The sequence below is a fragment of the Nocardioides sp. 31GB23 genome, assembly GCF_040012395.1.
GTDB classification, from domain to species: domain Bacteria; phylum Actinomycetota; class Actinomycetes; order Propionibacteriales; family Nocardioidaceae; genus Nocardioides; species Nocardioides salarius.
The window spans coordinates 1-10,557 of record NZ_JBDYKJ010000109.1; the positions used below are offsets into that span (position 1 = coordinate 1).

Annotated in this window: 11 protein-coding genes and 1 pseudogene; 4 read left to right on the forward strand and 8 right to left on the reverse strand. The window is 66.1% G+C overall.

Translation table 11 applies throughout. From position 1 onward, the window contains the following. From ABKW28_RS21970 to ABKW28_RS21980, 3 genes are all read right to left on the reverse strand, one after another. A partial coding sequence (locus ABKW28_RS21970; protein ID WP_348613296.1) for an AMP-binding protein occupies window positions 1-1,045 on the reverse strand: 1,045 nt, incomplete at its 3' end. Between the two features lie 22 nt (window positions 1,046-1,067). Continuing rightward, window positions 1,068-2,336: a thiolase family protein gene (locus ABKW28_RS21975; RefSeq protein WP_348613298.1), complete on the reverse strand. Its 1,269-nt coding sequence runs from the start codon at window positions 2,334-2,336 to the stop codon at window positions 1,068-1,070. Between the two features lie 154 nt (window positions 2,337-2,490). Further along, a complete protein-coding gene (locus ABKW28_RS21980) occupies window positions 2,491-3,657 on the reverse strand; it encodes a helix-turn-helix domain-containing protein (RefSeq protein ID WP_348613300.1) in 1,167 nt (388 codons plus the stop codon). 466 nt (window positions 3,658-4,123) lie between these two features. Here ABKW28_RS21980 and ABKW28_RS21985 point away from each other — a divergent pair, with 466 nt between their 5' ends. After that, window positions 4,124-4,333, forward strand: coding sequence for a hypothetical protein (locus tag ABKW28_RS21985; RefSeq protein WP_348613316.1), 210 nt, complete (start codon window positions 4,124-4,126; stop codon window positions 4,331-4,333). Between the two features lie 146 nt (window positions 4,334-4,479). On the opposite strand, the pseudogene ABKW28_RS21990 reads toward ABKW28_RS21985, so the two are convergent. Both ABKW28_RS21990 and ABKW28_RS21995 read right to left on the reverse strand, forming a co-directional pair. Continuing rightward, window positions 4,480-5,078: pseudogene (locus tag ABKW28_RS21990) on the reverse strand (3-oxoacid CoA-transferase subunit B); the annotation flags it as partial. 1 nt (window position 5,079) lies between these two features. Next, a complete protein-coding gene (locus ABKW28_RS21995; RefSeq protein WP_348613302.1) occupies window positions 5,080-5,772 on the reverse strand; it encodes a CoA transferase subunit A in 693 nt (230 codons plus the stop codon). Window positions 5,773-5,790: 18 nt separating this feature from the next. On the opposite strand from ABKW28_RS21995, the gene ABKW28_RS22000 reads away from it, so the two are divergent. Further along, window positions 5,791-6,087, forward strand: coding sequence for an ABC transporter permease subunit (locus tag ABKW28_RS22000; RefSeq protein ID WP_348613304.1), 297 nt, complete (start codon window positions 5,791-5,793; stop codon window positions 6,085-6,087). After that, complete coding sequence (locus ABKW28_RS22005; RefSeq protein ID WP_348613306.1) at window positions 6,077-6,802, forward strand: ABC transporter permease subunit; 726 nt, start codon at window positions 6,077-6,079, stop codon at window positions 6,800-6,802. The genes ABKW28_RS22000 and ABKW28_RS22005 overlap by 11 nt, the downstream gene beginning before the upstream one ends. 411 nt (window positions 6,803-7,213) lie before the next feature. On the opposite strand, the gene mobF is transcribed toward ABKW28_RS22005, so the two are convergent. Then, window positions 7,214-8,347 carry a MobF family relaxase gene (gene mobF / locus ABKW28_RS22010; RefSeq protein ID WP_348613308.1) on the reverse strand — a complete coding sequence of 378 codons (1,134 nt, stop codon included), beginning with the start codon at window positions 8,345-8,347 and terminating at the stop codon, window positions 7,214-7,216. 207 nt (window positions 8,348-8,554) lie between these two features. Between mobF and ABKW28_RS22015 the strand changes: the two genes are divergently transcribed. Then, the gene (locus ABKW28_RS22015) at window positions 8,555-8,881 is read left to right on the forward strand and encodes a hypothetical protein (protein WP_348613310.1); all 327 of its coding nucleotides are present in this window, start codon (window positions 8,555-8,557) and stop codon (window positions 8,879-8,881) included. Window positions 8,882-9,236: 355 nt separating this feature from the next. Here ABKW28_RS22015 and ABKW28_RS22020 read toward each other — a convergent pair whose 3' ends face one another. After that, on the reverse strand, window positions 9,237-9,905 hold the full coding sequence (locus ABKW28_RS22020) for a hypothetical protein (RefSeq protein WP_348613312.1): 669 nt from the start codon (window positions 9,903-9,905) through the stop codon (window positions 9,237-9,239). 82 nt (window positions 9,906-9,987) lie between these two features. Beyond that, window positions 9,988-10,557: hypothetical protein (locus ABKW28_RS22025; protein ID WP_348613314.1), on the reverse strand; the 570-nt coding region annotated here is incomplete at its 5' end.

A 10,557-nucleotide genomic window follows, 5' to 3' on the forward strand; every position in this document is an offset into this window, starting at 1 on the left:
GAAGATTCCCCTCGTCGTCCATGACTCGCACCTGCACCGAGAACGTCGGGCGACCGCCCGGAGCGACTGCGGCCGCGACCTCCTCGGGGGAGAGGTAGGTGGCCATGAACGGGACCTCGGCCTGTCCCCAGGACTGCGCGATGCACGGTCCGAACGCGTCCACGCCGTCGGCGAACCGGTCCGGCGAGACGGGGGCGGCCGCGATGAGCATCATCGTCAGGGATGAGGTGTCGCGCTGGTGCGTACGTTGGGACTCCAGCATCCGGTAGTAGGCAGTCGGCGGGACGAACATGTGAGTCACACCGTGGCGTTCGATCTGGTCGAGTGAGTCTTCGGCGTCGAATCCGGGGCGCATCACGACCGTGGCGCCCTGGGCGGCCAGCATGACCGCCATCGCTCCAGCAGCGTGGGTGATCGGGGCCACCATCAGGTTGACCGGATGATCGACTGCGGGCCAGTGCCGAGTGGCAAGGTCCATCAAGGTGGCGAAGACCTGGTTCGTCCACTCGACTGCCTTCGAGGCCCCCGTCGTGCCGCCCGTCGGCCAGGCCGCGCACACGACCTCCGGCGCGCCGTACGGGTCGCTCCAGTCGGGGACGTCGGTGTCAGCGGCGGCCACGATGAACTCCTCGAATGGCTGGCCGCCGGGGAAGGGTGCATCGAGGCACACCACGTGCTCCAGCGATTTGACCTCGGCACGAATCCGGTCGACGTCCCCGGCGAAACGCGAGTGGAGGAACAGCCACCTGATGCCAACCTCGTTCATGAAGTCGATCGTGGCACTCAGAGCGTTCAGCGGGTTGAGCGGCGACCACGCTCCGCCGGCGCGCCACAGCCCGAGCATCGCCATCAGGGACTCGTTGGCGTTGGGCCCGAGCACTCCGACTCGGTCACCCACTCGGAAGCCCCGCGCGTACAGGCCTCGGGCGATCTGCCACGACTGTGCTTCCGCCTGCGCGTAGGTGATGTTGCCGCCGTCGGTGATGGTGTACCAGCGATCGGGGTCCATTCGTGCGCCCCGATCGAAGTAGTCGATGACCCGCATCTGCTTCCTTCCTGGTTCCTTCTCAGTCCCGCTCGAGGATGGTCACCGAGCACAACGCCACGTCGTGGCCGATAACCCCGCCACCGTTCTCGACCAGCGCAGTCCGAGGGTCCTCCAGCTGAACCCCTCCGGCTGTGCCTCGCAGCTGCAGGACGGCCTCGTTCAACATCAGTAATCCCGTGGCCCCGATCGGATGTCCGCGGGAGACCAGTCCTCCGGATACGTTCACGGGAATCTGACCGTCCCTGGCCGTCGCCCCGGCGGCGGTAAAAGGACCGCCCGCGCCCCGGTCGCACAGCCCGAGGTCCTCCACGAGGTGAATTTCGGCGAAGGAGGTGGCGTCGTGGAGTTCGATCAGGTCAAGGCTTTGCGGCGCGCAGTTCGCCATCGCGTAGGCCTTGCTGGAGGCCCGAAGCGGAGCACGGCTGCGGGAGCTGTCGGTGAGTCGAACGCCGCGCTGCCCGCCCGCAAGCGCATGTCCGCTGATCCGCACTGCCCGATTCCGGACATCGCTCGGCTGTCGCCGCAGGTAGCTGTCGGAGCACAGAACGACCGCTGCCGCCGCGTCACCGGTCGGTGCACACATCGCCCGCGTGAGCGGGTCACTGACCGGACGGTCGGCGAGAACCTCCTCGACCGTCAACGGGAACCGGTACTGGGCACGCACGTTGTCCACCGCATTGGTGTGGTTCTTGGCTGCGGCGGCTGCGATCTGCTCCACGGTGGTGCCGAATGCGCGCGCATGATCCTTGGCCCAGAGGGCGTAGCAGTCCATGGCGAAGGAGCCGCCCGAACCGTTGCCGAAGGTCGTCCCCAGCTCCGCCGCGAGCTCGTGATACGGCGCCCAGTACGAGTCCGGATCGAGGCTTCCGGCCGCGGCACCGATCGACTCGAGTACCTCGGAGCTCGGCCGCGAAGGGTCGTTCATCTTCTCGGCCCCGATGGCGATCGCCACCTCGTCGATTCCGGCCATGACATGCTTCCACGCTTCGTGGAATGCCAGCGAGCCGCTGGCGCAGCCACCTTCGACATTGATGATGGGCAGACCGGCAGGGAGCAGGCCCTCGACGGCCAGCGGCGTCAGCACCTCCTGGCCGCGGCACGCACGCTGGCCCCAGAAGTCCATCATGTAGTTGCTGAACCAGACATGGGTCAGCAGCTCCGGATCCACCTGCGCATCGGACAGGACGTTGCGCACGGCCTCGGCGACGAGGTCGGTGAAGCTCGATCCAGGCTGTCGACCCACCGGGGAGGTGCCGACCCCCAGGATGAACACATCGTCAGCGCGCATGAGATCTCCCTCGACGGTTCGGTCGAACCGCTCGTCCTGTCCGGCGCCGTTCCCGGGGTTCCGGGCGGTCCTCGGACACTCCATGGTCGCGAGATCGCTCTGTGATTGACCATGGAGGCGAGGACGAAGTCAGGGTCGCTTCGCCTGGAGCAGATCACAAACCGGGAGGCGAAGCGTCCTGGTTTGCTGCGCGTAGTTGAGCCTCGAGCTCCAGAGCCCAGGCAAGCTCGGTGATCGTCTCCGTGCTGCGGATGTCCCTGCCCGTCAAGGACTCGAAGCGAGAGAGGCGGTACCGGACCGTGTTGGGATGCAAGTACAAGGACTCGGCTGCGTGCCGAACGTTGCGGTCGTGGGCGAGGAACGCGCGAAGCGTCTCGATCAGGTCCTGGCCCGCCTGGGTTCCTGGGTCGAGTGGGGCCAGCACGCCGGCTGCCAGGTGTTCGGTCAGTGCGGAGCGCTCAGGCACGGCGATGCGCCACGAGGTCGCGCGCAGATCGAACAGCCCCGAGGTGCGTTGCTGGATCGCCCGCCAGATGCGTTGGGCCAGATCGGACGAAGCAGGCAGGTTCTGGACAGCCACGAAGGAACCGATGGCGATCAGGCTGTGTTGGGCGGCCTCGTGGGGAGCTTGTGCCACGAGGCCGACCTGTCGACCGGAGATCTGCGTGATGACAGCGTGGGCCAGACCCTTCGTGCCAGCGTTCTGGAGGATGCTCTCGATTCGCTCGTGCTCGCCTCCGGTGGACCTCGCGATCACGACCGCATAGGGCACCGAGACGTCGATACCGAGGGCTGTGGCTCGCTGGATCAGGTCGGGACCGTGAAGACCGGTTCGCAGCGCGTCCCGGATGAGGTCAGAGCGCCGGAACGTCTGCTTGACGGCTGAACGTTCGCCCTCTTCGCGGTAGGTGGCAGCCATGGCCACCATGAAGTTGTCACCGAGCTGCCAGAGCAGGGCGACGCCCTCCAAAGCGTCGGTGAGCGGTACTTGTTGGTCGACGCACAGAGCCACGAACCGCTGTCGTAGGACGTCGATGTTGATTCTGTAGCCGCGGATCAGGTCCTCAGCCGCCAGGCCAGCGGCAATGCGCCGTCGGACGTGGTCGAGCTTCGGCGGAATGAAGTCCGGCGTGGGCAGTGCTTGCCGTCGGAGAACCTCGACGGCTGCCAGACAGTTCGATCTCGCCGACTCCGTGAGGTCATCAGTCGGAACGTTGTGGTACGACGGCAACGTCCGGAGTATCTCTCTGACGGTGGTCTCGGCTAGGCCATCGACCTCGGCGTGCATCGACTCGGCTACGGGGCTCATGCTGATCGTCATCGGCTGTGCCGGTCAGAGGAGAGCCGATGGAGCTCGGCACCACGAGATGCTTGCTGGGCCGACACCTTCCGGCCAGAGCGGCCACTGGCGCGCCAGCAAAGCCGGAACGACAGGGGGAAGACCGGGTTGTCGTTGTTCATCTCATCTCGTCTCCGGGGCTCCCTCGGCTCCCGCGTTTCGAGATTCCGGGTCATGCCGAGAACACCCACCACGGTCTCCTCTCGTCGCAACAGTGTGCCTCCGACGGTCGGGCGAGGTCAAGAGAACCTCGGATGCCGACTTTGCCATGGTCTCGCCGAAGCTCACGAACTGACGCGCCCGATGGACCCCCCCGGCGGCAGCCGGGAAAGCTGGATGATCAGGTGGACGCCCGCCGTGGACGCGTTCGCGCCGCGATCGATCAGCTCTTGCTGGAAAGGCTTGTCCGACACACTCGGTCCGACGAGCGCGACCCGATGTGCACCTCGTGGAGCTCGACGACGGTGAGCCGGCGTGGGGCATCCGCTACCCGCAGGGATCGCTGACCGACGTCGGGAGGATCGAAGGGATTCCCGTGCGCTGCGTCGCGGCCGAGTGGATGTTCAGATTCAAGACGGCGTACCCGCCTGCGGCGAAGGATCTCCACGATGCGCTCGCCGACATGTTCGGGTTCGTCGTGCCCGCCATCCACACCTGACCGGGTACCGCCGGAGGGAGAAGCCCTGGCGCGGTCCGAATCGGCAGTTGAGCCCCGTCGAGCGGCGGGAGCTCACGGCAGGCACTGACTCCGCGGCTGGCCGGCCCGATGGACCAGGGTCGGCGTACTTCCGGGTCGGTCGTGGACCGGACATGATCGATCGTTACGTCAGGGGCCAGTTCGACGAGTCGGAGGCCGTCCGGGGTGATGTCGAGGACGCAGAGGTCGGTGATGATCCGCTGGATCACGCCTTTCCCGGTGTAGGGGAGCGTGCACTCGTTCACGATCTTGTAGCGCCGTCGCGTGCGACGTGCTCCATCAGGACGATGACGCGGCTGGCGCCGTGGACGAGGTCCATCGCTCCGCCCATGCCCTTGATCATCTTTCCGGGGATCATCCAGTTGGCGATGTCGCCACCGGCTGACACCTGCATGGCGCCGAGGATCGCCGCGTCGACCTTGCCGGCACGGATCATACCGAAGCTCAACGCTGAGTCGAAGAAGCTGGCCCCGGCGCGGACCGTGACGGTCTCCTTGCCGGCGTTGATCAGGTCGGGATCGACGGCGTCCTCGGTCGGGTAGGCGCCAGTGCCGAGGATGCCGTTCTCACTCTGGAGCACGAGCTCGACGTCGTTGGGGACGTCGTTCGGCACCAGCCTCGGCAGTCCGATGCCGAGGTTGACGTAGTCGCCATCGGCGAGCTCCGCCGCTGCACGTGCGGCCATCTGCTCACGGGTCCAGGCCATCTCAGCGCAGCTCATTCTGGTCGTGCGTCGTGCTGACGGTGCGCTTCTCGATGCGCTTGTCGGCGGCCTGCTCGGGTGTCAGGGGAACGACGCGGTGCACGTAGACGCCGGGGAGGTGGACGTGATTCGGGTCGATGTCACCGGGCTCGACGAGTTCCTCGACCTCGGCGACCGTGACCCGGCCGGCCATCGCCGCGAGGGGGTTGAAGTTGCGAGCGGCGTCCTTGAAGACGAGGTTGCCGTGGCGGTCACCCTTCCAGGCGCGGACGAGGCCGAAGTCTGAGACGATCGCCTCCTCGAGGACGTACTCGCGCTCGCCGCCGGCCGTGTCGAAGGCCATGACCGGCTTGACCGGGGACTTCTGGACGACGACACCGGTCGGGTCGTACCGCCAGGGCAGACCACCTTCGGCGACCTGGGTGCCGACACCGGTGCGGATGTAGAAGCCGGCGATGCCCGAGCCGCCGGCACGCATGCGTTCGGCGAGCGTCCCCTGGGGGATGAGTTCCACCTCGAGCTCGCCGGACAGGAACTGCCGGGCGAACTCCTTGTTCTCGCCAACGTACGACGCCACGACTCGCCGGAGCCGGCCTGCGGTGAGCAGCAGTCCGAGCCCCCAGTCATCGACGCCAGCGTTGTTGGAGACGACCTCGAGGTCGCTCGTGCCGGTCGGGCGTTGGTCGACCTGGCTCACAACCTGGAACTCTCTCGGGTGGCCATCGTGGCCCGCGTTATCGTGCCCGCAGCGATGCCCCGGCTCTTCACCGGCCTCCGGATCGCACTAGCAGGGTCTTTCATCATGTTGTACGTCGGCGAAGTTCTCGGCGGAAGCGGGGAGGGGCTTGGGTTCCGGATCGTCCTGACGTCTCAGACCGGTGAGTACGACTTGTTGTACGCAGCGATCGCATGCTTCGCGGTGTTGGGTGTCGTCGGCGATCGCTTGCTCCTGATGGTCGGTCGCCGCCTCACCCGCGGCCACGAACTGGAGGTACTTGGCGATGCGCGGTAATGCGTCGTTGCGATCCACGTCGGTCACGCTGGCCCTGGCCGGTGCGGCAGGGGTCCTGTTGGCATGGTGGATCGCCACAACCGACGCCGGTGGCGGCGGGGGCCGCATTGCAAGCCCCCTGGACACGGCGACGGAGGGTTGGAACCTGCTGACGGACTCGGTCTTCTGGGATGCTGCGGCGGTCACTGCCCTTCGGGGCGGCGCCGGCCTGCTGCTCGCCGTGATGGTGAGCGTCGGCGCGGCCTTCGCCCTCGCTCGTAATCGTTTCGTCAACGCTGCCGCCGAACCCCTCGTCAGCCTGCTCTATCCCGTGCCGCGGGTCGCGCTGTTCCCCATCGCGACACTCGCCTTGGGTTTCGGCGCGGCTCCGCAGATCTCACTGGTAGCCCTCGAGTGCTTCTTCCCGCTCACGGTGACGCTCTACGCCGGCTTGCGGTCGGTCGACCGCAACGTCATCTGGCTCACCTGGAACGCGGATGCTGGGAGGCTGCGGACCGCTGGGATCACGCTGAGGCTCGCCTTGCCGTCGCTGTTCACCGGGTTCCGGATCACCGCACCGCTGATGCTGACCCTCGCCGTGGCAACCCAGATGTTCACCGGTGGGTCAGATGGCTTGGGTTATCTGATCGTGGACGCCACCGCCAGGCTCCAGACCGCGACGCCATCGCCATCGCCATCTTGGTGGGAATCTTCGGGTTCTGTATCGACCGCTTGATCGTGCTCATGGAGCGGGCCACGGCCGGGACTGCTGCACCGGTAGGCGACATCTAAACCTGAATCCACCGATGTTGCCGTTGTCTGATCGGCGTGTGAAATACGAAATGCCCTTGTGTTGCAGGAAATTGGGACTATTTGACATCTGGCGTTCCGCCATGACCAGCGCGGTCTTGACCGCTGGTCTGACGTTTATTGTCGTCGCAGCACAAGCGCTGTCGGCTGTCTTGGTCCAGGCGGACGCTCCGCGAGGGATTGTGAGAGCCGTGGAGGCCATCGACCCTCCACAGTGGTAGTTCTTCATCTTCATTGTGGTGCTCTCCATCGTCCTGGGAGCTTTCATCGACGGACTGTCACTCATTCTCGTGACGCCCGTCATGCTCCCGCTCGTCGATCACGTGGGCATGGATCCCTACATCTTCGGCATCCTGCTCTTCTTGCTGGTTGAGCTGGGCCAGATCACTCCGCCTCTTGGCATCGACCTGTTCGTGCTGAAATCACTTTCTCGAGACACGACCTTGGGTGAGATCTTCCGAGCGGCACTGCCTGTCTGCGCCATGATCATCCTCGTGGCCGTCATCGTCTTCCTCGAACCATCAGTAGCCTTCTTCCTACCTGACAGCATGGCTGGATGACCGGCTCGACGTCGCCCGGTGTGGGTCAGCGTTGTGGTATGTGATCGGGACGCTGCTGAGGTCCGCGTGGCGGTTGCGGAGGCGGTCGTTTCACTCGAGGAGCGGGCGCGGATGCGGAGCGTGGTGGCGCGCGAGTCGCGGTGGGTGAAGACCGTGGCGACCATGCCGCGGACGTCGACTTGGCGCACGCCGTTGGTGCCGGTACGGGTGTAGAGGGCCTCGCGCTCGATGAAAGCCAGCGCGTCCTTGACGGCTGCGTTGTGAGCTCGTTCGATCGCGGCCGACGTCGACGGATCGGCGACCGCCCACAAGGCCGAGACCGACTTGACCGGTGAGAACGTCAGGTCGTACCCGGCCACCGCGGTGGTCTTGGGCCGGGAGTACAGCGCCACCGCGGAGGCGAGCTCGCGGGCATCGGCCGGTTCCCGGCCGTGCTCACGCACGAAGTACTCGCGCGCCACCACGCTCCGCATCCGCGCCCGCTCCTCGAGTGAAACGACCGCCTCCCGAGGCCGCCCTGCGACGACGTTGAGGTCCTCCAGACGGCGGGCGACCTCGATCCGAAATGGCGGGACGTCGGCCTCATAGACCTTGAACGGAGTGCCCAACTGACGGGCCTGCTTGATGGCGGCGGTCGACGCCGAGTCGGCCAGCTGGGCGATCCTGGAATCGGCCAACGGATGGAACCCAAAGCCGAACAGCGCCTTCATCTGCTCGGCCGTGACGGGGTCGCCCTCGTCCAGGCCGTCGATGCCTGCCATCCCCGCGCCCATCCACTGGCCGGGGGTCTCACCGTGATCGGTGTAATACGTCGCCAGCGGCGTGTGGCCCTTCTCGGTCGCATCCATCGCAGCAACCTGCCGGGTCAGGTAGTCGTACCCCGACCCAGCCGTCAGCTTGTGGATCGACATCGTCACGCGCGGTAAGGCCACGGAGATACCGCGCGGCGGTCAGTGGTTCATCGTTCAACTACCGAGGATGCAATAGGTGTGTGGGGGTTCGTTGGTCCGGTCGAGGTCCGGGGGACGAGGTCGAGACGTGTCGGCAGGGGAGTGTCCACTGGAAGAGTGGCTCAGGGCCTTGACGGTCAAGGACGTCGTCGAGGTGAGGAGCAGATCATGGGCCGATCGATCCGACAGCAGGCGCGAACGAAGGCGTTGCAGGCGCAGGAGTTACGGCGTCGCGAGCGCGCGGCCGCTGAAAGGCGCAGGTCGGCGCTCGGAGTGGAGGTCGCGGTCACACTCGAGGAGCGCGACGAGCTCGTACGCAGGCTGGACCTGCCGGCGGGTCGGGCAGTGCTGAAGCTGACCCGTGAGGAACGGGTTCCAGTCTCGGAGCTGGCTGAGTGGATCCCGGATCTGACCGGCAGTGAGGCCAAGCGGCTGCGGGCGCTGGCCGAGGCTGCGGAACAGGACGCAAGCGCCGTGGTAGTCGCGGAGCCGTGAGCAGGGGCCTGGTCGACGCCGTGGCGGACGAGTCGGCCCGCGCGCGGTTCGCGGCCAAGCTCGTCGAGGTGCCGGGTTCGGAGTCCTGTTGTGGGTCGGGACGAACCGCTAGGCCGGTGGTGTCTTCCCGCGGCCCGCGCGATCGCCGAAGGTGGTCCGACAAAGTGATCACGAACGGCGGAGGCGCCGCCACGGAGGTCGGAAGAGAGCCGCCCGAGTGTACCGACGCGGGAGGACCGATGATGAGCAGCCGGACACCGACGCCGGACATCTGGGTGGGGCTCGCTGTGGCCGCCAGCTCGATCGGCGCGGCCGCCGTGGTGTGGTTGCTGGCCACACGCCTGGGGGCGGACACCTACAGCTCGGGGCCGTCCAGCCGCCGGCGGAGGAAATCGTAAACGACTCTCGCGGCCGTCCTCGATGTGCTAATGGTGGCGATGATCGCCGCGAGGAACGGGTTTGTTGCGAGCACTCCGAGAACCACGATCGCCGCACAGAAGCTGACATACGCCGCAGCCACGCGCTCGTCGATCTCGACGGGCCACTCGTCCGCGTCCATGCCGTTGGATGCGACCTGGGCGCTTGCCTCATGGAAGAGCGCCTCGAAGACTTCGTCCTCGGCAAGACCGTCTAGCGCCTCCTGCAGAACGGTCTTGAGCTCGGCCTCGGCAGCGTCCTCCGCGGCCGGTTTCTCTGTAGAGACTCGAGCGAGGGCGAGTAGGGGCTCCGGGTTCGCGCGCACCTGACTCGCCACTCCGACGCTGGCCGTCTCTAGCATACGTGAGATGCCCTCCGCCATCGCGGGATATGACTCTGAGGCGCGAGCGGCGGCGCTGATCTTCTCGACAAGCCTGTCGACATCGAAGTCGAGACGGTCTGCGATCCGCGAGTCAGTCAGCGTCGCCTGGATCCTCCGAGCCGTCTCCGCGGCCCGCTGGGCGGCAGCCGGATTAGGTGGGTTTTCCATCACGCGAGCAGCCATGCGCCGGATCGCCTCGAGGTCTTCAGGCCTCATGCCGTCCATCGGATCACCTCGCCGTAGATGTGCTGACGAGATTACTGGGCTTCCATGCTCACTTCACCTGGCTCTGAATCGCCGACACACCTTATGTCAACTCATGTCTCGGCTCGGGTCTACGGTCGACGTCCTCCCGAGCATCTAGCTCCTCGTAGACGCGATCCGGCAAGAGCCACCCCAGCCAATCGATGCTGGCCAATTGAGCTTCCGTCGGGGGCTGGGTGAACAAGGCGCCATCATGATCGACCCTTGCTGCTGAGAAGCCGATGTTGAACTTGATGACGTCGTGAGTGCTGAGGGCGTTGTCTCGAACGTGGAAGGTCAGCGCGACCCTCGCCGTCTCGGGGTCCTCTCCTACGGTTCGTCGCAGCTCCTCGACTGACACGTCGTGACCCCAGAGAACCTCTCGGGTTTGGCCTGGTGGGATGACGAGCACGTTCGCTTGGGAAAGTGATGGCGACCCCGCCTTCCAGTCTGCGACAGCGATCTTGGCGACCTGGTCCGAGATGTTCTCAAAGTGGAGCGTGACTCGCCTTCTCACCTGGGCGCCCGGCCCCACCTTGTCCAGCATCAGCTTTCCAGGCTCTTCCCAGATGAGGGTGTAGGTCGGCCGGGCGCGTCGGTCCGCAGATAGACGTCGAGGTCTCCCGACGATGGA

Coding starts and splice junctions, on each gene's coding strand:
- ABKW28_RS22020 (WP_348613312.1), bottom strand. CDS start 9,905: ATGGACGGCATGAGGCCTGAAGACCTCGAGGCGATCCGGCGCATGGCT.
- ABKW28_RS21975 (WP_348613298.1), bottom strand. CDS start 2,336: ATGCGCGCTGACGATGTGTTCATCCTGGGGGTCGGCACCTCCCCGGTG.
- mobF (WP_348613308.1), bottom strand. CDS start 8,347: ATGTCGATCCACAAGCTGACGGCTGGGTCGGGGTACGACTACCTGACC.
- ABKW28_RS22015 (WP_348613310.1), top strand. CDS start 8,555: ATGGGCCGATCGATCCGACAGCAGGCGCGAACGAAGGCGTTGCAGGCG.
- ABKW28_RS22005 (WP_348613306.1), top strand. CDS start 6,077: ATGCGCGGTAATGCGTCGTTGCGATCCACGTCGGTCACGCTGGCCCTG.
- ABKW28_RS21980 (WP_348613300.1), bottom strand. CDS start 3,657: ATGACGATCAGCATGAGCCCCGTAGCCGAGTCGATGCACGCCGAGGTC.